Origin of the sequence: Polaribacter sp. KT25b (assembly GCF_900105145.1) — a bacterium.
GTDB lineage: Bacteria > Bacteroidota > Bacteroidia > Flavobacteriales > Flavobacteriaceae > Polaribacter.
Genome location: NZ_LT629752.1, coordinates 3,908,276 through 3,934,162 on the forward strand (window position 1 = coordinate 3,908,276; position 25,887 = coordinate 3,934,162).

Consider the following 25,887-nt stretch of genomic DNA (forward strand, 5'->3'; position numbering starts at 1 on the left):
AATTTTCATAAATCTGTATTTTCCCACTTTAATGATTACTTTTTTTTTATGAAGCAAATTTTTAGTTTGCTGTTAAAATCTATGAACTTTTAGTTTATAGCGGTTTATTTTTTACTTATCATCCATGTACGAATTGTTGCTATTCTCAATAGAATCTTTATGTTGTTTTGTATATTCTGTAGGACTTATACCGTATTCTTTATTAAAGCACTTACTAAAATATTTTTGATTATTAAAACCTGTTAAATATGCAACTTCAGAGATGTACATACTATTTTTTTTAAGAAGTTGCTCTGCACGTTTTAGGCGTATTTTTTTTATAAAATTAACGGGTGTTTCATTTACAATTACTTTTAGTTTTCTATATAGATTTGCTCTACTCATTCCTACTTCCGATGCTAAATATTCAACACTAAAAAGATGATCGCTCATTGAGCTTTCTACAATACTTACTAACTTTTTAATAAATTTTTCATCATTAGATTCTATTTCAATTTCAGAAGGTGCAGCCGTAATTACTTTACTATATTCATTTCTAAGTTGTTTTCTTGAAACTAAAGTGTTTTTTACTTTCCATTTTACAAATTCCATACTAAATGGTTTCTCAATATAATCATCTGCACCTAAAGCAAGGCATTCAATTCTTGTTTCTTGAGAGTTTTTAGCTGTTAACATAAAAATAGGAATGTTTTTAATCTTAGAATTTCTTTTCATTCGTTTTAGCATAGAAATACCATCTTCTATAGGCATCATTATATCGCTTATAACAAGTTTAGGTTTCTCGCGAACCATAATATCGTAGCCTTCTTTTCCGTCTGATGCCTCTAAAATATTAAACAGATCTATTAACTCTTCTTTTATCATTAATCTTAATTCAGAATTATCATCAACAATTAATACTTTGGGTTTTGTGTTCTCTGTTGAGCTAACTTTTTCATCAAATTCTGTTGAAACTTCTTCAATAATTTGAAATTCTGAATTTTTAATAAAGTTTTTTAAAAGCGGTGTACTTGTTTTTAGAATTTCATTTTTGTTATACATTTTTTTACTTATTGGTAAGTAAAAAGTAAATTCTGTAAATTTATTTTCTTCACTTTCGGCAAGTATAAGTCCATGGTGTCTTTCCAATAGTTTTTGAACCAATTCCATACCAATTCCTGTACCCGGAATTTGATTACTATAAGGTTTTGTTGCTTGATAATATCTGTCAAAAATATGTTCTAAATCTTTTGGCGGAATACCAACTCCGTTATCCTTTACAATACATTTAATATATTTGCTTTTAGGAAGATTTAAATCTGTAAGTTCTTGAGCATCTTCTTTAACTAAATTTGTTATGATGTTTATTTCTCCTCCTTCTTGTGTGTATTTAAATGCATTTGATAGTAAGTTAAATAAAATTTTCTCAAGAATATCTACATCATACCATGCTTTAATAACTTCTTCGTTAGATGTTAGTTCGTAGGTTATACCGTAAATTCTAGCAAAATCGTTAAAAGCATTTTTTATGATGCTAATATCTTTTATAATATCATTTTTAGAAATATTTAATTTAAACTTACCTTGATCAAATTTTCTGATATCCATAATTTGATTTATAAGCCTGTGCATTCTTAAAGTATTATTGTAAATACGTTGAGAAGTAAGTGGACTTAACGTAAATTTCTTTTCTTTTACTACTTTTTCTATTGTTCCTAATATTAATGATAAAGGTGTTCTTAATTCATGAGAAATGTCTGTAAAAAAGGTCATTTTCATTTGATTAAGTTCATTGTCTTTTTCTCTGCTAATAGTTTCTTTAACAAGGTTTTGTTTTAAGCGATACCATCTTCTAATTAAAATTGTACTTATAAAAAGTAGTATTAAGGCAATAATTATATAAGCCAAAATTGCCAAATTAGATTTCCAAATAGATGGCATTATTTTAAAGGATAATTCTGTTGGTATTTCGTTCCAAACTCCATCACTATTAGAGCTTTTTACTTTAAAAGTATATTTACCAGAGGAAAGATCATTATAATTTGCATTTCTGTTAGAAGCATTGGTGTAAATCCAATAATTATTTAAACCCTCTAACATGTATGCAAATTCATTTTTATTTGGGGTAGTAAGGTCTAATGAAGAGAAATTTACTACAATATTGTTTTGATTATAAGGTAAAACAATAGGTTTTTCTGAATTTACATTTATAAGATTCGTTGCATTTAATTCTGAATCAGTTTCATCATTTTCTGTAGCTCCAAGTGTAGCAAAACTTGTAATTACGGTTGATGGCAATATACTTTTTTGAGAAAAATTATCGCAGTGAACTGTATAAAAACCATCGGAACAACCAAAATAAAGAGTGTTTTTACTTTTGTTTGATGTACTTGAGTTAAAAAGAAATTGACTCTCTTTTATGCCATCTTCTTCTTTAAAAGGAATAATTTTTTCGTCTTCTATATCAAAACGAGCCAATCCATCTTGTGTGCTAAGCCAAATATTGCCTTTATGATCACTTTTTATAGATGACACTGTGTTAGAAGAAGGTCCATTTAATTTTCTAAAGCTTTTAAAACTATTTGTTTCTTTAATGTATTTGTTAAGTCCTCCACTTCGTGTTCCAATCCATACATTTTTGTTGTTATCTTCATGTAAGCTTAAAATAGCATTTGATGTTAATCCGTTTTCTTTTGATGGAATAAAATCCTCTATAGTTTCATTGTTAAGATCTACCTTAAATAAGCCTTCACCTCTTGTTCCTATCCATAATTTTTGATCTTCGGTTAAAAGAAAAACCGAAGTATGACTTTTAGAGAGTTTTTGAATTATATCTTTTTTAAATTTTGATATTTCATTTTTTGTATTAATAATGTCAACGCCACCATTCCAGAGGCCAACCCAAATTTCATTTTTATTTATAACAGTAATATCAGTAATTTCATAGTTAAAAGTTTTTATTTTAGATAACTTAAAACTATTCTTTTTAAAATCGAAAAGTTCAGATTCATAGAGCTTATTTCCAGATGCTAATAAGAGTTTATCCTTTTCATAATTTAATGAAACATGTTTAATATTACGGATATTTGCGTGTATTTTGGTTGATATATTAGTTTTAGGATTGTGGGTGTAAAGACCACTATTCATACCTATTAAAATATTGCTCGGCGAGAAAAAAACCATACTGTTTGCTATGTCATTTTCTATTTTATTAGGCGCTATAATTTCATTATACTCAAAAATAGATGTTCTAATACGGTATTTATTTATTCCTTTTAAGGTACCAATCCAAAGATTGCCATATGTATCAAAAACAATAGAGCTTACATAGTTGCTTTTTAAGTTTCCGTTTTCTGGTTCTTTAGAAAATTTTACAAACGTGTAGCAATTGTTTTTTCTAATAGCTTTAAATAAACCGTTTGTTGTACCTATCCATAAATCCTCATTGTTTAGATTTTTTGCTAATGATGTAAGTGTTGCTTGTGTATCAAGTGTGTTTGTAATGTTTGGATAAGATTCTAGAATTTCTAAGTTAGCATTAGCTTTATTATAATTTAGAATAAATAGGCTGTTGCTACTTATGGCAATAAATCTATTATTTCCAAAATTTTTAAAATTAATAATATCATTATTAAAATTGGATTTAATAAAAGAATTATCATTATTTAAAATGTATAATCCTTTTGATGTTCCTATCCAATTTCTTCCAAAATCATCTTCAGTAAAAGAGTTAATTTGCCCCTTAAGTATGGGTTTTTTAAGATTAATAGTAATCTTTTTCTTATCACTTATTTTATTAAAATTTTTTGTTGTGTCAATTTTTGCAAAACCACTACCTTTTAAATCAATGAATATATTTCCTTTAGAGTCTGAGTATAGTACCTCTGTTGTTGTGTTTTTATTAAAACCTTTAAATTTATTTTCCTTTCTGTTAAAGTGTATTAAAAAGCTTTCGCTACCAATCCATAAATTTTTATTTTTATCTTCAATAATGGAATTAATACTGTTATTTGGTATAGAGTGTGGATCAAAAACGTCTTGCTGATAGGAAACTAAATTATATCCATCATATCTATATAGGCCAGTATTACTTCCGATCCATAAGTATCCTATACTGTCTTCAAATAAAACATTTACTTTTTTATTAAAAGGATCTCCTTGTATAATTAAATCATTAAAAAAAGTTTCATTCTTTTGAGAGAAACTAGAACTAGAAAAAAATATAAGTACAAAAAGTGTTATTTTTTTTAATATTTGAATTTTATCTTTATAAATCAATGATGCTGTATTTATTAAGTTATTGTTCATAATGTCAAGTGTAAATAGGTCTTTTAATAATCCTATAATAGTATCTATTTTATCTCAAAAGTATGCAATTTTATTGGTATAATTATGTTGCATTCTAAGAGTTTTAATGTTGCAGGGTTGTGTTTTTTCTTGGTCTTGTTAAATTTGTTTAGAATTTTAATAAAAATCATAAGTTACGTAAAGTCTATTTTTTAAAGGGTTTGTTAGTGGTGTAGTTTATTTTATGTACTTAAAATAAGTGTAATTAATATTTATTTTATGTCAAAAAAATACTAATTCGTAGAAGTAAGTAATTTACTAAAAAAAGAGATTTGAGAGTGATTATGGGATTATTATACATAAAAAATAGGCTTTTAATGTTGCTTTTTGTGATTTTTAGGCTTATTTCATTAAAAGTGCAACATTCATAGGGTGTATTTTGTATTTTTATGTTTTATTTTAATAATACATTTGAACTTGCGAGTTAATTTCGCTTTGTTAATCAGTATATTATTAAAAATAAAAGAAATGAAAAAAAGTTTAAAAATGTTCTCTTTAGCTGTTTTAATTTTCACTTTGTTTTCATGTAATCATAAAAACACAGTAAAAGAAAGTTCTTCTCAGCTTACTAAAAAAACCAATAAAAAGCCAAATATTATCTATATCCTGGCAGATGATTTAGGGTATGGAGATTTAAGTAGTTACGGGCAAGAAAAATTTAAAACGCCAAATATTGATAAATTGGTAACACAAGGTTTAATGTTTACACAGCATTATGCAGGTAATACTGTTTGTGCTCCATCGCGTTCTGCTTTGTTAACTGGTATGCATACAGGTCATACGCCTGTAAGGGGAAATAAAGAAGTTCAGCCAGAAGGTCAATATCCAATTCCAGATGCTACTTATACGTTAGCAGAATCATTAAAAAAAGGTGGTTATGTAACAGGTGCTTTTGGTAAATGGGGATTAGGATATCCAGGATCAGAAGGAGATCCTGTTTATCAAGGTTTTGATACTTTTTACGGATATAACTGTCAGCGTTTAGGTCATAATTATTATCCAAATCATTTATGGTCTAACAGAGATTCTATTGCTTTAACAGGTAATGATAATCATCAAAAAGGGCAATATGCACCAGAGTTAATTCAGGCAGAAGCTATTAAGTTTTTAGAGAAAAATAAAGACACTACCTTCTTTTTATATGTACCTACTATAATTCCTCATGCAGAATTAGCAGCACCAGAAAATTTAATAGAAAAGTATAGAGGAAAATATTTACCAGAAAAAGAATTTAAAGGAACAGATGATGGTCCAGAATATAGATTAGGTAAATATGAATCTCAAAAAGATGCTCATGCTGCATTTGTGGCAATGATTGAAGTAATGGATACTCAAGTTGGTGAAATTTTATCCAAAGTAAAAGAATTAGGTTTAGAAGATAATACTATTGTAGTTTTTACTTCTGATAATGGACCTCATACAGAAGGAGGAGCAGATCCTAAGTACTTTAATAGTAACGGAAAATTAAGAGGAGTTAAAAGAGATTTATATGAAGGAGGTGTAAGAGTACCAATGACTATTAGATGGCCAGGTAAAATTAAGCCAGGTACTACAACAGATTTAATTTCTGCTTTTTGGGATGTTTTCCCTACGTTTTCTGAAGTTGCTGGTGTAGATGTGCCAGATAATTTAGACGGAATATCTTTTTTACCAACATTATTAGATAAACCAGAAGAACAAAAACAACATGATTATTTATATTGGGAGTTTCATGAAAGAGGTGGAAGACAAGCTATAAGGAAAGGAAACTGGAAGGCAGTTAAGTACAATGTTTTAAAGAAACCTAATGCACCAATGCAATTATTTGATCTTTCTACTGATATAGGTGAAAAAAATAATATTGCTGATAAACACCCAGAAATTGTTGCAGAAATGAAGGAGTTATTTAAAGGAGCAAGAACTCCTTCAGACGTATTTACATTTGATCAAGTTTCATTTTAATTAAATACAATATATGGTTTACTTGTAAAGCACAAATATTATTTTGTCTTTACAAGTAAATCTTTAAATAGATCTAAATCAATTATTCTTTCTGTATATGATTTTAAAGAATACATATTTGGTAGTAATATTTAGCCTTTTTATGGCAAATGCTGTTTTGTGTCAAAACTTAAGAAACATAAATATTAATACACATAAAGGGCATGCTATAAATAAAGGAGCTAGTGGTTTTAATGTTCGTATAGCAGATAAAATTTGGAGTTATACACATCCAGATTTTGTAAAATCTGTAAAAGAATTAAAACCTGGTTGGTTGCGTTATTTTTCTGGCACAATGGGAGATGCTTTTAGCAGTGCAACAGGAGAATACGATTTAGATTACATATCAATGTTAGATCATACTAAAGGATACTTAAAAGGATATAGATATGTAAAAGTTAAAGGGCCACATAGAATAATCGATTTATATAATCTTTTAAGTGAAGTTAATGCTAAGTTGATAATTACAGTAAATGCATTTACAGAATCGCCAGAAATGATTTTAGAATTGGCACGTTTCTGTAAAAACAATAATATAGAAGTAGCTGTTTGGCAGTTTTGTAACGAGCCTTATTTTTATGTTCCAAATAGAAACAGATTCTGGTGGAATGATGGTTATGATTATGCAGCCAAAATGCAACCTTATGCAGAGGCAATTCAACAAATTTTTCCTGATGCTCAATTAACCCTTAATTATACTTGGGATGGCGTTTGGACTTTTATGAAAGAAATTAATAAATATCAAAAAGAAAACGGTGCGTATTGGAATGTGTTTTCTAAACATTCTTACGCTCCACATACAGGAAAAAAAGAAACCGTAGAACAAGCGTATAAACGAGCAAATACAAAATTATTAGAAGCAACTTCTAGTGATGCAATGTCAGAAATTGAAGCGTATACTTGGCAAGATGTACCAATGGTAATTACAGAATTTGGTGTTTGGAATAGTCCTTTAAACGGAATCTATTCAAGTATTTATAACATAGAATATGTAATGCGACAATTAGCACACACAAACACACAATATGTAGGTGCGCATGAAATAAGTAATAAATATTACCCAGGTAAAGGAAATGGTAGGGTTGTAGAAAATGCTTTTAAAAATAATTTAAAGATTGAAACGGATACAGTTCTAACAGGAGTCCGTAGAGATTTAGAAGGTAAAGCCTATAAAATTTATAACGAAGCTGTTAATAATTCTGAATATTTATATACCGTAGATATTTCTGATAATGTAAAAGTTGATGGCTTAAAGAACTCAAAAGTAAACGGAATGTTTGCTCAAGGGTATAAAGGAAGCAATGGTTACAATTATTTAGTAGTAAGTAATAGAAGTAAGATTGCTAATCAATATCAAATTAATATTGATAACAAGGCATTTAAAGACAATATGTTAGTAACTTATATTTCTGCGGATTCATTAAAAACTAGAGATACAGAAATTAAAGAAACTCAAATTAAAAACGGAATATTATCTGTAAAACCATTTAGCATATCGGTATTAAAATGGAAAACGGATTCTTACAAATTAGAGCAACCAACAATTTATAGAACTACCGTTGAAAAAGAAGGAGTTTTATTAAAATGGGGTGCAATCTCAAAAGCAAAATCCTATAAAATTCATTACGGAACAGATGCTTCTAGTTTAAGCAAAACCATTAACGTCGCTGCAACGAATACTTTTTTGGTAAAAGGATTACATCCGAAGAAAAAATACTTTTTTACAGTTGAAGCTTTAAACGATGAGAAAATTAGTGAGGTATCTAAGAACGTTTCTGTAACGTATAATTTACCAAATAAACCAACCATTTTTAAAGTTGCAAGAAGAGATAATACGGTTACTTTATTTTGGCAAAGTGTACCCGATGCAACTAGTTATTTAATTAACTACGTTGATGAAAATAATAAAAATATTGAAATAAATACAGCCAATGTTTTTGGTTATAGAATTGAAGAACTTAAGGATAATACCAAATATCAATTTACGGTAACTGCATATAATGGTTTAGGTAAAAGTCTTTCTTCGGATAAAAAGAATGTGTTGGTTTCTTCTAGAGTGCCATTTAGTCCAAGAAATGTATCGGCAACTAAAATAACTTCAAATTCTATAAATGTAAATTGGAAACCACAAGATAAAGTGCTTACAAATACTTCTTATAATGTGTATAGAGGTGTAAAATTACACGAGTTCACAAAAATTGCGAGTGGTGTAAAAGACACTATGTATCTAGATAATTCTATTAAAGAAAACACACAATATTACTATACAGTTAAAGCAGAAACAGAGGTTGGTGAAAGTAATTTTCATCCAAATATTGCTACTGCTTTTTCTATAGAAAAAAATAATAAGATTATAATTCAATCTGTTGAAAATCAAAAAGAGGGTTATTTGGTAAAAGTTGAATTAAATCAAATGAAATTAAAACCAGAAGATAATTTTGGAGTAATCATTAATAATGTTTCTTATTTGAATGTAGAACATATTAAAATTTTAGGAACAATAGATTCTGATAAAAAGAAATCTTTTAAAGTTTTTATTCCAAATTCAAAAGTAAAAATAGACTCAAAATATGCTATAAAAGCCTTTGTAATAAAAAAAGGTAAGCAAATTGAAAGTGCTATTGTAAACCAGTATATCAGTAAAAATTAAAACCAAATATCTAACTATTTATCAAAATGAAAAAATCTTTATTAATCATTATTATCTCATTAGCTTCTTTTGCTTCTTGTGATAAAACAGATACCAGACCTATTTATGTTGCTGAAAAATGGGAAAATCCAGAATGGGAAAACCCAGAAATTTTTCAAATAAATAGAGAAGAACCAACAGCTTCTTTTTATAAGTATGTAGATGATAAATCTGCATTAGAAAATGCAAGTTGGAAAAATTCACCTTTATACCAATCTTTAAACGGAACATGGAAATTTTATTACGCAGATAGCGTACAAGCAAGGCCAACAGATTTTTATAAAGCAGATTTTGATATTTCTAATTGGGATGATATTACTGTTCCATCTAACTGGGAATTAAAAGGACACGGAATTCCTATTTATACAAATAGAACGTATATGTTTCCTCCAAATCCACCTTATATTCCTCACAACCTAAATAATAACGGAAGTTATAAAAAAGAATTTGAAATTTCTGAGGATTGGGATGGTAAAGATATTTATTTACATTTTGAAGGTGTAAGTGGAGCAATGTATATTTGGTTAAACGGACAAAAAGTTGGTTATAATGAAGGTAGTAAAACTGCTGCAGAATTTAAAATTACAGACCTCGTAAAAAAAGGGAAAAACGACTTAGCTGTACAAGTTTTACGTTGGTCTGACGCAAGTTATATGGAAGATCAAGATTTCTGGAGATTAAGTGGTATTGAGCGCGATGTGTATGTATATGCGGCCAATAAAGTTACTTTAAGAGATTTTAGAGTAACATCCGACTTAGAAAATAATTTTAAAGATGGTATTTTTAAAGTAGATTTAAAAATTGATAATAATACGGCAGAATCAACCCAACAAGAAGTAAAAGTACAATTGTTAGATGGTGATAAAGAAGTGTATACAGCTACTAAAAATGTACAATTAGTTAAAGGAAGAAACGTTATTGATTTTGCCAAAAAGATTCCGAATGTAAAAACATGGAATGCAGAACATCCTAATTTATATACACTTTTACTAAGTGTAAATGGAGAAGCTACTGCTATAAAAGTAGGATTTAGAAATATTGCTATTAAAAACAATCAGTTTTTAGTAAATGGTATGCCTGTTTTAATTAAAGGAGCAAACCTGCATGACCATAGTGATACGGAAGGACATGTTATTTCGGAAGAATTAACGTTGTTAGATATGAAGGTGATGAAAGAAAACAACTTAAATGCAATTCGTTGTAGTCATTACCCAAAAAATCCACACTTTTATAGATTGGCAGACAAATACGGTTTTTATGTAGTTGATGAAACAAACATAGAAACTCACGGAATGGGAACTACGAACCAAGGGTTAAATAATAACAAAAAAGATCAAGCAGTACATCCTGCTTATTTACCTCAATGGAAAGGAATGCATTTAGACAGAACGATAAGAATGTTTGAAAGAGATAAAAATTACCCTTCAATTATAACTTGGTCTTTAGGAAATGAAGCGGGAAATGGTGAAAACTTTTTTGCTACTTATGATTGGTTAAAAGCAAACGATTCTACAAGACCAACGCAATACGAAGGTGCAACTAAGTATTCTAATACAGACATTCAGGCGCCAATGTATTGGCCAATTGAAAAAATGATAAAATATGCAGAAAACAATCCTAATAGACCTTTAATTCAGTGTGAATATGCACATGCAATGGGTAATAGTGTTGGTAATTTACAAGATTACTGGGATGTTATTGAAAAATATGACATGATGCAAGGTGGTTTTATCTGGGATTGGGTAGACCAAGGAATTTTAACTAAGAATGAAGAGGGAGAAGAGTTTTGGGCGTATGGTGGAGATTTAGGAGCTGGTCATTTACATAATGATAAAAACTTCTGTTTAAACGGAATTGTAAATCCAGATAGAACAGCACATCCTGCATTATATGAAGTTAAAAAAGTATATCAATACATCAAGTTTAAAGCAACAAATATTAAAAAAGGAGAAATTGAAATCAAAAATATTTATGATTTTACAAACTTAAATGAATTAGATTTCTCTTGGAGGTTACTTAAAAACGGAAAAGAAGTAGCAAACGGTGCTTTACCAACATTAGATGTTGCTCCTTACACTACTAAAAAAGTGAAAATTAGCATCCCTAAATTAGATGATGCAACTGCAGAATACCATTTAAATGTGTATGCTAAAACTAAAACAGCTACAGATTTAGTTCCTGTAGGTCATGTTGCGGCATTTGAGCAATTTGCGGTTACAAGTCCTAAAACTAAAAACGTATTAGCTAAAAATGATGGTTCTTTAAAAGCAGCTGTAGATGCAACTTCTATTAAAGTTACAGGTAATGGATTCAACTTGGCTTTTAGTAAAGAAAATGGAGAGTTAACAACTTTAGATTATGGAAACGGTAATGTATTGTTAAAAGGAATTAAAGCTAATTTCTGGAGACCAACTACAGATAACGATTATGGTTTTAAAATGGCTAAAAAATTAGGTGTTTGGAAGGAGGCTTCTAATAATCAAGAATTAAAATCTATAGAAAGTAAAAAAACGGATACTGGTGCAGTTTTAGTTACGGCAACTTATCATTTAAAAGGTGTAGACGGTACTTTGGTAATTGATTATACAATTGATGCAAAAGGAAAGGTTTTAGTAAATACAAATATATCTGGACTTAAAGCTAAAACACCAGTTTTACCAAGATTTGGAAATAACTTTGTTGTTAAAAATGAGTTTAATAATGTTGAGTGGTTTGGTAGAGGTCCTTTTGAAAATTATAAAGATCGTAAGTCTGCGGCTTTAGTTGGGGTATATAATGCTTCAGTAAAAGATTTATATTTTGCTTATATTCGTCCGCAAGAGAATGGATACAAAACAGATACACGTTGGGTAACATTTACTAATGAATCTGGAACAGGAATAAAAGTAACGGCTACAGATTTAATTTCGTTTAGTGCACATCATCAATATAATGAAGATTTTGATGCTGGAGATGATAAAACACAACGTCATACTACAGATATTAAACAAAGAGATTTAGTAAATATTAATATCGATTACGGACAAATGGGAATTGGTGGCGATAATAGTTGGGGTAGAATGCCTCATAAAGAATATCAAATTAATGCTGGTAATTTAAGTTATAGCTACACAATAGAAGCTATAAAATAATGGTAGTAACTTAAAAAATAGCGCTTACTTAGTAATTAGGTAAGCGCTATTTTAGCAATATAAATAAGCTTAACAACTTTTTAAATTTAAAAGATATGCATATAAAAAAAATAATATTCCTTTTTGTTTTTAGTTTTATTTTTTCTGGGTTTTCACGTGATAAGAATCCTAAAGAAAATATAAAACGAATTAGAATTAGTTTTGATGCTCGTTGGAAATTTATTCAAGAAGATGTTACAGGGGCAGAAAAAGTCTCTTTTAACGATGCTTCTTGGCGAACTTTGAATTTACCACACGATTGGAGTATAGAAGGTGAGTATAATGAAAACAACCCTATGGGAGCTGGTGCAGGCTATTTACCAGCAGGTTTTGGTTGGTATAGAAAAACCATTACAGTACCAAAAGATTGGAAAGGGAAACACGTAGAAATAGCTTTCGATGGTGTTTTTATGAATAGTACGGTTTGGGCAAACGGACAAAAATTAGGTACAAGACCTTATGGTTGGGTTTCTTTTGCCTATGATGTTAGTGAAATAGCTAAAACATCAGAAACAATTACGTTTGCAGTGCGTGTAGATAATGACAAGCAACCTTCTGCGCGTTGGTATACAGGTAGTGGGATTTATGCACATACTTGGATTGATGTTAAAAACAACACTCATGTAAAAAGAGACGGAATTTTTCTTAAAACAGAAGGTAATAAGGTTTTTGTAGAAACAGAATTATTCACCAAAGAAGATTGTGAAAAAGTAAAATTAATTACTTCTATTGTTGATAAAAATGGGGTTGTAGTTGCTTCTACGAAGGATAAAATTAAAATAGAAAAAGAAGCACTTGCTAAGACAGAATTAGAGATTAAAAACCCAAATTTATGGTCTGTAGAAGATCCTTATTTATATACTTTAAAAACAGAAATACTTATTGGTAGAAAAGTAGTTGATATTGTAGGAACCAAATTTGGTGTTCGTGATATTGAATGGATTGCAGAATCTGGAATGTGGATTAACGGTAAAAACGTAAAACTACAAGGAGTTTGTAATCATCAAGATGCTGGAGCTTTAGGGGCAGCAGTTCCATATAAAATTTTGAAGTTTAGAGTTCAGCAATTAAAAAACATGGGGGTAAATGCTATTAGAACATCTCACAATCCACAAACACCAGAGTTTTATGACATTTGTGATGAGGTTGGAATGATGGTGATGGATGAAATTTTTGATGGTTGGAAAAAGAAAGCCAAAAATGATTATGGCGCTCATCATTTTGATAAATGGTGGAAACAAGATTTGACAGATTGGATTAAGCGTGATAGAAATCATCCATCAATTGTAATTTATAGTGTAGGTAATGAAACTGGTGGTCCTGTTGCTAAAGATTTGGTAGCAACTTGTAATCTTTTAGATCCTACAAGACCGGTAACTTCGGGTCATTCTGGTTCAGATCACATGAATGTTTTAGGAATAAACGGTGGTAGTGAAAAGAAAGGGTTTATGGAAAACCTAGCAAAAAATCCGAAAGATAGAGTTTTTATAGGTACAGAAAACACACATACTTGGCAAGTTAGAGGGTATTACAGAACAAAAACTTGGTATAGAGATGGTTTTCCTAATAGAAATCAAACCTACGAAATTCCTGATTTAACAGAAAAAGAAGTGTTTACGAATGACTGGATTGACGAATCTGGTAGAAAAAATAGAAAACAAATATTTAATTCTAGTTATGATAATGCAACGGTGCGTGTTTCATCTAGATTAAGTATTGCTCAATTACGAGATGTACCAGCGTATGCAGGTTCTTTTAGATGGACTGGTTACGATTATATTGGAGAAGCAGGTTATGTACACGGAGGTTGGCCTTTTAAAGCCTTTATGGGTGGAGCAATTGATTTAGCAAATTTTGAGAAAGATTTGTATTACTTATATCAAAGTCAATGGACAACTAAACCAATGGTACATATTTTACCACATTGGACACATCCAAAAGTAGCGTTAGAGACAGAAATTCCGGTTTGGGTTTATTCGAATACAGAAGAAGTAGAATTGTTTTTTAATGATGTTTCTTTAGGGAAACAAAAACCAGGTATAGCTTGGGAAGAAATGCAGTGTCAATGGATGGTAAAATGGCAACCAGGAACTTTAAAAGCAGTTGGTTATAACAATGGTAAAGTAGTTTCAGAGAAAATTATTAGAACTGCCAATCAACCTTCTAAAATTAAATTATCAGTAGACGGAGAAGTGTTGCAGAAAAGAGAAGATGATATTGTTCAAGTACGTGTAACTACTACAGATGATAAAGGAGAATTTTATCCTTACGGAGAAAATAGAACCTATTTTAATGTATTTGGTGCTGGTAAAATAAAAGCTTTAGATAATGGAAGTCCGGTTGATGTGGAGCAACATGTTGGTCGAGATAACAGAATTGCTTTTTATGGATTAACTCGTGCATATATTTCATCTACAGATGCAACGGGAGCTATTAATCTATTAGCAAGTTGTATTTTAGGAGAGAAAAAATTAATTACTTCTAATAAAGTAAGTATAGATACTAAAATTATCAATTTAAGAGGGGATAAAATTAAGCCTAAAATTGAAGTGTATTATACTACAAATGGAGATACACCAACAACCAATTCTAAAGTTTACAAAGGTAGTTTTGAAATTAATTTAGAAACAACCGTAAAAGCTTTAATTGTTGTTGATGGAAAAGAAACACAATTTTTAGAAGAAAATTTTGGAAAAAGTGAAGGTTTCACTTGGAATGAAACGATGGAAAACAAAGGGCAAATTGGTGAGCAGGCTGAAGAAGCTACGTTAGTGAATGCAACAATTTCATCGAAAGGGAAAAACTTTAATGGGAAAGGTTTTGTTAGTCTTGCTAAAAAAGGAGCTTCTATTTCTTGGTATCAAGAAAATGATGGTAGTGCTGGTAAAGTAGAACTAACGATACGTTACAGCACGAATACTAAGAATGAATCTGGAGCTCATATAAAAGTAAGCATAAGTGGTAAAGTGGTTCGTGAAAAAGTGTTACTATCTAATACACAACATTCTGGTAATAAATGGAAAACAGTTAAAATTCCAATTAGAATAGGTCGTGGCGCTAATACTATTTTGATAGAATCTTTAGAAAATAAAAAAGTTTTAATTGATGAGATTATGATTAAATAAAACGAAGGTGTTTTTTAAGAATCTTAAATTTCTTGTTTAATAGTCATTGCTATTAAAAAAATAAATGTAAAATCATCTAAAACAAGTTTGTTTTAGATGATTTTTTATTTCAGATGGTTTTTAGAGGTGTTTTGTTTCTTTTTAATTAAAAATATATACATTTTACGAATGCAACATTTGTTACCTTTAATAGCTGTGTGTTGTATTTACAAAAGGCACATTAATTAATGTGCTTGTATTTAGTTATATAAAACTTTTTTGGTGCTATAATTCAAGTTTTTAATGCCGTTTATAATAAGTGAGTACAACAGTCTACTATTATTTTCAATGACTTGTTAAACCTTATTATTCCATAGTGCTTTATGATTATGTTTTGGTATCTAATGGGGATAGAAAACAAAATTTTTGAACCATTGTTGCCGTTTAAAGAAACGTTGCAGGTTGGATATTTAAGTTCTTAAGACGGTAAACATATAACATAAAGAAGAAGTAATTGCAATGTTCAAAAAAAAGCAACTAACCTAGCAAATTTATTATTAACATGTCATGTTTAAAATCAATTGAAATACATCTAAAAGAATTAATTTTTTTTAAAAAAAAATGGTAATGAAAGAAGAAATAAAGCTTGGGGAATCTTTTAAATTCTTAACTTTTATTATATGTTAAATTAACTCAAAAGTTATTTATATTGCAACCTAAAATTCTGCAACAAAAAACTCCAAAACTCTTTAAAACCCCTGTTTATCTATAAAATATCATTAAAAAGCAACATTTTGAATCCCTATATGAGAAATTTTACTCTTAATAATATGTTAATTTTGTGTGTGATTACATAATTGATTGTTAACATAACTCATTACAATAAAAAAAATAGGAGAATTGTCAATCAAAAAAATAATCAAAAAACAATTAATTAACTCATTAAATATTATGATTGTGAAATTTCAATATTCTATTAATCCAGAAAATTTAAATTTATGAAAAAACTCAACTTATTATTATTATTAATATCCATTTCTTGGGGGGCTTTTTCTCAAGATGTAATTAAAGGTATAGTAAAGGATTCTGGAGGAATTCCTTTACCAGGAGTTAGTGTGATGGAAAAAGGAACACAAAACGGAACTAGTACAGATTTTGATGGAGTATATCAAATAAAGGTTTCTTCAAATGCTACACTAGTTTTTTCTTACCTAGGTTTTAAAGGTCAAGAAATAAAAGTCACAGGGAAGTCTACTCTTAACGTTATAATGAAAGAAGATACAGAAAGTCTTGCAGAAATTGTAATTGTTGGTTATGGAGCACAAAAAAAAGAAAGTGTTTTAGGGGCAATTAGTCAGGTAAAAGCAGAAGCCATTGTACAATCTGGTGCTGCAAATATTACTAATGCTTTAAGTGGTCTTTCAGCAGGTCTTAATGTTGTACAAAGTTCTGGTCAACCAGGAAGTGATGCTGGTGAAATCTATATTCGTGGTAATTCAAATCCGCTAATATTAGTAGATGGAGTAGAAGTGGTTGGTGGGTTTTCTAATATAGACCCTAGAGATGTAGAAAGTATTAGTACGCTAAAAGATGGTGCTGCAACCGCTGTTTATGGTATTAGAGGTGCTAATGGTGTTATTATTATTACTACTAAAAGGGGTAAAATAGGAAAGCCTGTGGTTAGTGTAACTAGTGAAGTGTCTATAAAATTATACCCAGATAGATACGATTCTTTAGATGCTTATACTGCAGAAAGCGCTCGTAATGTTGGTCTTTATAATGATGCTGCATTTGATAGTGGTTTTGCTTCTACAACAGATTTAAATCATTGGAAAGAAGGGGATTTACCATATATTTATCCTAATACAGATTGGGTTGGTTACACAACTAAAGATTTTGCAACAAGTTTTAATCAATCAATTTCTGTAAGAGGTGGTACTGAGTCTGTAAAATACTATGCTTCTGCGGGGTATTTACAAGAAGGAGATATTACCAATTCTGAGCAATTTTTTAACTTTGATCCTGAGTATAAATTTGAAAGATATTCTTTTAGAGGGAATTTAGATTTTACTTTATCTAAAACTACAAAATTAAAAACAAGTGTTAGTAGCCGTATAGAAGATCAAAATAGTGCTGGAGGATCAGGTAGCTTTTTAGGACTGTATACTGTTTCGCCAAGTGCTGGGGTTCCTTATTATCCAGCTGAAGTTATGGAGCAATATCCAGACCCATTATATCCTGGGTTAGCAGAAATCAGATTTCCTATAAGTGTAACTGTAGGTAATAACCTTGCAGGGTCTACAAACACCTTAAAAACTATTTTTTCTATTGATTTTCAATTAGAACAAGATTTAGATATAATTACTAAGGGGTTAAAATTTACAGGAAAATACAACTATATAAGTAATTACCAAACATCAAGTAGTATCTCTTTTGATAGTAGTTTAGAATCAAGATTAGATAGATACGATTTATTACGAGACGGTACTTGGGATTCTTTTGAAGGAGCTGACTATGAGCGCCCTTTTGATTTTAATCTAGGTAATGAAGGTATTAATAATACTCAAGATATAACAAATATAAGAGCAAATCTTAATTATAATCGTTCTTTTGGGAAACATAATGTATCTGGTTTAGCGCTATTTACGCGTAACAAAAGAATTTCTAATACTACATTTCCATATTTTGAAGAAGCTTGGGTAGGTAGAGCTACTTATAATTACGATGCTCATTATTTTGTAGAATTTAATGGTTCTTATAATGGTGATGAAACTTTTTATACAGGTAATAAATTTATGTTTTTCCCTTCTTACTCTTTAGGTATTAATCTAGCTAAAGAAAAATGGGTAAAAGAAGCAATACCTGCTCTTAATAATTTTAAAATTAGATATTCTAATGGTAAAACAGGTAATAAGAGTGGTTTAGGATCTAATCGTTGGCAGTATTTAAGTTATTATGATTCTGCAAACCCAAGAGAAACTTGGAGGTATCGTTTTGGAGAAGGAGATACAGGGCGTTTATCAGTTATTAGACAAACTCAACTTGGTAATGAAGATTTAACTTGGTCTACAGTTACAAAACAAAACTTAGGTGTTGAGTTTGGGTTATTTAAAAATAAAATTACAGGTGAAGTAGAAGTCTTTAAGGATAAAAGAGAAGATCAAATAAGTAGACCATCTGCAACAGTACCTGCATATTTTGGTTCTTCTGTTGCGTTGCCTTTTGCAAATATTGGAGCTTCAGAAAGCCATGGTTTAGAGGCATCTTTAACTTATAAAAACAAAACAAAAGGAGGTTTTAAATATTCAGCAACCGCTATCTATGGTTTTTATGAAAACCGTGTTTTAATAAGTGCTGCGGATGGACCAGGAACACCAGAGTATACGAAAGTGGCTGGTAAACCTGCAGGAGCATCTTCATTGCTACAAACAGATGGGTATTTTCAGAATATAGATGAATTGGTAAATTACCCTATTTATGCCGGAGAACCTGGTTTAGGAGATTACAGATATATCGATTACAATGCAAATGGTACCGTAGTGGGTACAAATTTAGAAGATCAAATTAGATTTGATTTACCTAAATCTCCTCAACATAGTTTTAGTTTAAATTTAAAAGGATCTTATAAAAACTGGTCTGTTAGTGCCTTAATTAACGGAATTACTGGGCATAAAGGGCTTGAAAATAGTAGTTTAGCGTATGCACTACCTAGTGGTGATGCTGTAGGTCGTTATGAGCAATTAGATTATTGGACTCCTACTAATACAAATGCTAGTTATCCTGCATTACACGGAGATTCTGTAGATCCAAATTTAGTAGCTGGAACTACTGCTAGAATTATTAGTCTAGACTATATTAAATTAAGAAGTATGAACATTGGTTATAATTTTAATATGGATAATAATGAAAGTATAAAGACTTTTAAATTATATATTAGTGGTACTAACCTCTTTACCTTCTCTGATATGAAATATGCAGATCCAGAAGGGAACAATCCAGGATCTTACCCAATGTTACAAAGAATTAACCTAGGTCTAAATATGAGCTTTTAAAATTTAAAACTATGAAAACAATAAAATATACATTTATTTTAATCTTAGCGGCACTTTTCTTTAGTTGTGAAGATTATTTAGAAAAAGAACAAGATTTTGAAGGTTTAGATCAAAATGATGTTTTTGAAGATGTTCGTTTAGCTAGAAATTTTTTAAACGGAGCATACACAAACTTAATAACAGAAGTAACTGCTAAATCTAATAACCCAGATATTCTTCCAGGAATGTCTATGTCGGGAGAAGGGTATCCTGCAAGACATAATAATAATGTACCACAGCGATATAATTCTTATGCAACTTCAGATTACTTAACTTTAATGAATCTTAATGGTGCTGTAGGGCAAGGACAAACACCTAATTTTGTTTCTAGATATTACGAGTCTTGGAAAGGAGTTAATACTGTAAATACCTTTTTAGCTAATAGTGATAAAATAGCAAATTCTGATGAAGCAACTGTAAACGCTTTAAAAGGTGAAGCTTATTTTTTAAGAGCCTATTTTTATCATTTAATGACTAAGCGTCACGGTGGGCTTATTTATTTAAAAGAAAACTTAAATGTTAATAACCCATTTAATCAAGAAAGAGAAACGTATGCAAGTAATCTAGCAAATATGTTAGAAGACTTAGAAACAGCTATTACTTTATTGCCTGTAAATAGAGCTTCAGAAGATTACGGAAGACCTACAAGAGGTGCAGCTATGGCTTTAAAATCTAGAATAACGTTATTTGCTGCAAGTCCATTAATTAACACCACAAATGATAATCAAGCATGGATAGATGCAGCTACAGCAGCATCTGATTTAATTAATTTTGCTAATAATAATGGCTTATATACACTTGCGAGTGCTCCTAATGCCAATAATATAGATGTGAGCCACAATGGTGCAGATCTTTTTAACCCAGAACCAGAAGAATTAGAACCTTACAGAAGCATATTTGTAGGTCCTGGAAAATCTAAAATATTGCCTCCAGAGGTAATTTTTATGGAAGTAAATGAGTTTACAGCTGGTGGTGGTGGTACTTTAGTTCCGTTACCTAGAACTTACTTAACAGTTGGTTTTGATATTGTTAAAGGTAATAATAACCCAATGGGTATTGGAGCATTGGCCAATTTTGTAGAAAAATTCGAAACAAAAAATGGGTTGGCAATTGAAGATGATCCTTCTTATAACCCTCAAGAACCATTTATTAATAGAGATCCAAGGTTTTACAATAACATTTTGTTTGATGGAGTGCCATGGACAGTAACAACATCTAATCCTACAAACAAAACAGGTTTTACAGATTTAGCAATCATCAATGAAGATGGTAATTTAGGCTTCGATTTTCGTGACCCTAATACACCAACTAATAGAGAATGGCAAGTTAAAAATAAAACGGGTTTAAAAATAAGAAAGTGGTTGCCTAATGGATATTTCTTAACACAAGGATGGAAAGGATCTTTAGATTTCTATACTAATAATAGTGTTTTTAGAATGGCTGAAATATATTTAAACTATGCAGAAGCGGCTAATGAAGCATATGGGCCAGGTGGTACTGCTCCAGGAGCTACTTTAAGTGCTCTTGATGCTGTAAATAAAATTAGAAACAGAGTAGGAATGCCAAATGTAAATGGTGCTTATTCAGGTTCTAAAGATGGTTTAAGAGATCGTATTAGAAATGAGAGAGCTATAGAACTTTGTTTTGAAGGGTTTAGATATGACGATATTAGAAGATGGAAAACAGCTCATTTAGAAGAAAACTTAAAAGTAGAGTTTTTAGAAATGCGTTGGCAAGGAGGTACTTCATCTACTTATCCTACAGGTTTTAGTTTTGAAAATGTAGAACAATCAGATTTGAAAAAAACATTTACTGATAGAAACTATTGGTGGCCAATTCCTAGTTCAGAAATTGAAGCTGTACCTAGTTTTAAACAAACAGAAGGTTGGTAATATACATATGTTTAAAGTTAATGTGTTAAATATTAGTAAATTAAAAATATAAAATAAAACAAATGAAAATAACCATAAAAGAACTAAAAGGTTTTGTTTTCTGCGTACTGAATGTTCTTGCTATTAATATAGGTGTAGCTCAAAATACACCGTTAAATAATTTAGCCGTACAAGATTCGCTTAAAACAAAAGGCAATAATGAACTCTTAAAAACACCATTTGGGGTTTTTAATATTGGCCAAACAACGGGTGCTGTATTTAGAATTTCTGGTGATGAGTTAAGAAAATCAGGTGGAGATAATTTGATCAATTCTTTAAGAGGTAGAGTGCCTGGTTTAAGAATCGTGAGAACAAGTAATACCCCAGGAAATGGAGGGTATTCTTATACATTAAATGGTGGAACCCCGAATGTATTAATTGATGGGCAACCAAGGGGTTTACAAGTAGATTTAAGAGATGTAGATGAAGTAATTGTACTTAGTGATGCGACCTTTAATGCTTTACTAGGAAACTTAGGAGATAATGGTCTTATTTACGTAGTAACCAAGGGAAATAAACTAAGTAAGCCAGCAATAGAAGTTAATTACCAAGTAGGATATAGTACACCTACTCATTTGCCAAAATTATTGTCTGCATCAGAGTATGCAACGATAATAAACGAAGCATCCAATAATGATGGTTTAGGAAATGTATACAGCCCAGAGGCAATTGAAGCTTATAAGAATGGATCAGATCCAATTAATTTTCCGAATGTAGATACTCAAGAAACTTATTTGTCAAATTTAGCTGCTTCTAACTATATGTCTCTTAATTTATATGGAGCATCAGAAAAGGTATCTTATAGTGCTTTTTTAGGGTATTCAGATTGGGAAGGACTAGAAAAAGTGGGTTCGAAAATAGATGGTAGAAACATTACTTTTAGAACTAAAATTGATACTAAGATTAATGATTTAGTAAAAGCACATGCTAGTGTTTATGGTAGATTTGGAGAAAATGAAAGACCAGTTATTGGTCCAGATGATACATTTAGATGGATTACCAATACGCCTGCAAATGCGTTTCCTCTTATGGTTGGAGATTCTGCGTATGTGGTGAATAACCAATTTCAGACAAACTTATTATCAGAATTAGAAAATGGAGGAACAAGAACAGACTATACATCAAATATGATTTTTGATATCGGGTTTGATTTTGATTTAGATCAATTTGTGCCAGGTCTTGCTTATGATACTTACATTATGATGAAAACGTATAATGCACATTCATTGCTTACAAATAATCAACCTGCATTATATACGTTAGAAAATTTAGAAGACACCAATGGTTTAGATTCATTAGCGTTAAAGGTTTATAAAAATGAAGTCTTAGACCTTAGCATAGGAAGAACAGGTGGAGCTATTCAAAGAAATTTTGCCTACGGAGGAAACCTTAGTTATGTTAAAGAAACAGCTAAAGGAATCTTAAATTTAAATTTAAGTCATCTGTTATTTTATCAACCAAATATTACAGCAAGTCAAACAGATCAACGTAATTTTACAGTTAATCTAAACGGTTCTTACGCATTAGAAAATAAATATATTTTATTTGCCAATGCAAACTCTAGCAGTAGTTCTCGTTTTTTAGATAATCATAAAACTAAAATGTATCCAACTGTTGGAGCTGCGTGGGTAGCATCAAATGAAAACTTTTTAAAAGATAGTAAAGTAATCGATTATTTAAAGTTTAGAACTTCTTATGGAATTGTAGGTACAGAATATGGTTTTACTACCCTTTTATACCTAGATACTTGGAGTGGTGGTAGAAATAATGGTACTACCTATTTGGGTACTAATGGTAATTTATCTCAAGATGAATTAGGATATCGCTTAAATACAACTGGTAACGATGAAATCGATTGGGTAGAGTATAATCAATTATTTGCAGGTGTAGAATTACAAATGTTTAAAAAACTAAAACTAGATTTTAATTACTTTAATATTTTAATTAACAATCAAGTAATTAGAGCAAGTCAATTATATGCAAGTGCTTTAGGGAATGATGTGTACTTACCTCAATTAAATTTTAAAGAGAGTAGAAATAAAGGTTTTAATACAAATATTACTTTTAGCGATAGTAAAGATTCTTTTAAATACCACATTAGTGCAAATGCAGGTTATAATAAGGTAATTGGAGAAAAAATAGCTGAAGTACAATATCCAGATGAATATAGATTACAGCAAGGACAAGCACAAGATAACATAGTTGGTTATGTAAGTGATGGTCTTTATACAGCAGAAAACATTGGTAGCGCATTGCCACAATTTGGAGATTTACAAGTTGGAGATGTAAAGTATGTGGATTTAAATGGTGATAATGTAATTGATTCTAGAGATACAAAAACTATTGGAAACAGTAACCCAAGAGTTAATTATGGTATTAACTTTGGTTTTGAATATAAAGGGATAAACCTAGATGTTGTAGGTATGGGAGTTACAGGTTATGATATTAACCTTAATTCATATGCATATTATCAACATGGTGGATTAGGTAATTATTATGGAAGTGTAAATAGCGATTTACCTAATGGAAATGCAAATCCTAGATTAAGTACGTTAACAAGTATTAATAATAATAAGAATTCTGATTATTGGTTATTGAACGGTGGTTATTTTAAAATAGCGAATGTAGAACTAGGTTACTCATTACCAGAAAGTATAATTTCTGATAGCTCATTTGCAGATGTAAAACTCTTTTTAAGAGGAAGTAATTTAGCTGTATTTAGTAAAATGAAAGATTTAGATCCAGAAAATATTAATGCAGGTTTTTCTCAATATCCAATGATGAGAACTTTTACTTTAGGAGCTTCTATTAATTTTTAATACGTAAAAAATAAAAAGATGAAATTAACTAAAAACATATTAATAATTAGTGTCTTAATGCTTAGCATTACTGGATGCGAAAGTTTTTTAGAAGATACAATTCAATATACGTCTGAAGAAGAAGTTTTAACTTCAGGACAACGTTCTAGAGGACTTATTGATGATATTTATACAGACTATTCTTTTAGATATTTTACAGATTTTTCTGTAGAATATTTAACAGACAATGGTGTTTTAAATTCTTCTGCTACTAATTTTGCAAATAATAATTGGGGACCCGCAGAAAGCCATCCTAATAACTATATTTGGCAACAGTCATATAATAATATCAGACAAATTTATCAGTATATAGAAGAAGTTCACAATACAGGACTTCCCTATTTGCCTTCAGAAGCAAGTGCTTCATTAAGTGATATTATAGTAAGTAGGTATTATGGAGAAGCACATTTCTTAAAAGCTTGGGCAGAATGGGAATTGTTAAAAACGTATGGTGGGCCAGCAGCAGACGGAACGATGCTTGGTTTTCCTATTGTAAATGAGGTTTTAGAAAATGAAGAATATGCACTGTTAAGTAGAAATACGTATGATGAATGTGTAGACCAAATTATGGCAGATTTAGCGGTTGCTATAGATCATTTACCTTTAATTTATTCTGGTGCGGATAAAGACAACCCAGGAACTAGTGATTTAGAAACAGGTAGAGCAAGTGGTTTGGCTGCTTACGCCTTAAAAGCTAAAGTTGCATTATTTGCAGCGAGTCCTGCTTTTAATCCAACTAACGATGTTACTAAATGGCAATTAGCAGCAGAATATGCACAAGAAGTAATTCAACTTAATGGTGGTTTAAAATCATTACAATCTATAAATAATAGTAGAGAAGACAACCCAGATCACATCTGGAGATTGCGTAATTCTAGAAATAATAATTCATTAGAAAACCGTTTATATCCTCCTACTCTATATGGTCAAGGAGAAGTAAATCCATCTCAAAATTTAGTAGATGCATTTCCAGACGCTAATGGATTTCCTATTACAGACGCCTCAAGTACGTATGATGCTACAGCACCTTATGCTTCTAGAGATAGTAGGTTCTATAAATTTATCTTTTACAACGGAGATCAATGTTTTACTAGTGAAAACTGTACAGATTTTAGCCCTTTAGAAACCTACCAAGGTGGTTTAGATAATTTTGGAGGATTTATTGCAAATGAAGGAACAAGAACTGGGTATTATTTAAAAAAATACTTAAGTAATTTAAATTTTGATCCATCTGCAAATAATAATCCTTTAACAACTTTACCTAAAGTGTATGTGCAATTAGGTCTTACCGAGGTGTATTTAAATTATGTTGAAGCTGTAATTGAAGGTTACGGAGAAGTAGAAACTGCCCCTGCAGGATTAAATTATTCAGCAAAAGAAGTTTTAGCTCAAATAAGAAAAAGAGCAGGTTTGTCTAATGACCCTTATTTAAATACTGCTGCTACTGATGTAAATGTTTTTAAAGATTTGTTAAAATCAGAAAGACGTTTAGAGTTATCTTTTACAGGAGAAAGATTTCATGATTTAAGAAGATGGAAGGAAATTGATAAGATAGAAGATTTAAAAGGTGTTAAAATTATCAAGAATACCGACGATTCTTTTTCTTACCAAGAGATTACAGTAGAACAAAGAGGATACCAAAATAAAAATTATTATTTACCTTTACCTTATGCAGAGTTGATATTAAATAGCAATTTGAAACAAAACCAAGGTTGGGAATAAAATTAAACATAAAGAA

The 25,887-nt window shown here is 30.2% G+C and carries 9 protein-coding genes; 8 read left to right on the forward strand and 1 reads right to left on the reverse strand.

All coding sequences use genetic code 11. The features are described from left to right. Nucleotides 1-111: 111 nt before the first annotated feature. Nucleotides 112-4,287 carry a hybrid sensor histidine kinase/response regulator transcription factor gene (locus BLT70_RS16995; protein WP_091897206.1) on the reverse strand — a complete coding sequence of 1,392 codons (4,176 nt, stop codon included), beginning with the start codon at nt 4,285-4,287 and terminating at the stop codon, nt 112-114. 507 nt (nt 4,288-4,794) lie between these two features. Between BLT70_RS16995 and BLT70_RS17000 the strand changes: the two genes are divergently transcribed. The 8 genes from BLT70_RS17000 (at nt 4,795) to BLT70_RS17035 (ending at nt 25,871) form a co-directional block, all read left to right on the forward strand. Then, on the forward strand, nt 4,795-6,267 hold the full coding sequence (locus BLT70_RS17000; protein ID WP_091897209.1) for an arylsulfatase: 1,473 nt from the start codon (nt 4,795-4,797) through the stop codon (nt 6,265-6,267). A gap of 118 nt (nt 6,268-6,385) precedes the next feature. Continuing rightward, a complete protein-coding gene (locus BLT70_RS17005; RefSeq protein WP_172824439.1) occupies nt 6,386-8,956 on the forward strand; it encodes a fibronectin type III domain-containing protein in 2,571 nt (856 codons plus the stop codon). Between the two features lie 26 nt (nt 8,957-8,982). Further along, the gene (locus BLT70_RS17010) at nt 8,983-12,126 is read left to right on the forward strand and encodes a glycoside hydrolase family 2 TIM barrel-domain containing protein (RefSeq protein WP_091897215.1); all 3,144 of its coding nucleotides are present in this window, start codon (nt 8,983-8,985) and stop codon (nt 12,124-12,126) included. Nucleotides 12,127-12,221: 95 nt separating this feature from the next. Beyond that, a complete protein-coding gene (locus tag BLT70_RS17015; RefSeq protein WP_091897218.1) occupies nt 12,222-15,290 on the forward strand; it encodes a glycoside hydrolase family 2 TIM barrel-domain containing protein in 3,069 nt (1,022 codons plus the stop codon). A gap of 977 nt (nt 15,291-16,267) precedes the next feature. After that, entirely contained in the window at nt 16,268-19,321 is a 3,054-nt protein-coding gene (locus tag BLT70_RS17020) for a TonB-dependent receptor (protein ID WP_091897221.1), read from the forward strand. A gap of 11 nt (nt 19,322-19,332) precedes the next feature. After that, on the forward strand, nt 19,333-21,252 hold the full coding sequence (locus BLT70_RS17025) for a RagB/SusD family nutrient uptake outer membrane protein (protein WP_091897224.1): 1,920 nt from the start codon (nt 19,333-19,335) through the stop codon (nt 21,250-21,252). A gap of 62 nt (nt 21,253-21,314) precedes the next feature. Next, nucleotides 21,315-24,110 carry a SusC/RagA family TonB-linked outer membrane protein gene (locus tag BLT70_RS17030; RefSeq protein ID WP_091897227.1) on the forward strand — a complete coding sequence of 932 codons (2,796 nt, stop codon included), beginning with the start codon at nt 21,315-21,317 and terminating at the stop codon, nt 24,108-24,110. 18 nt (nt 24,111-24,128) lie between these two features. After that, a complete protein-coding gene (locus tag BLT70_RS17035) occupies nt 24,129-25,871 on the forward strand; it encodes a RagB/SusD family nutrient uptake outer membrane protein (RefSeq protein ID WP_091897230.1) in 1,743 nt (580 codons plus the stop codon). Nucleotides 25,872-25,887: the final 16 nt, after the last annotated feature.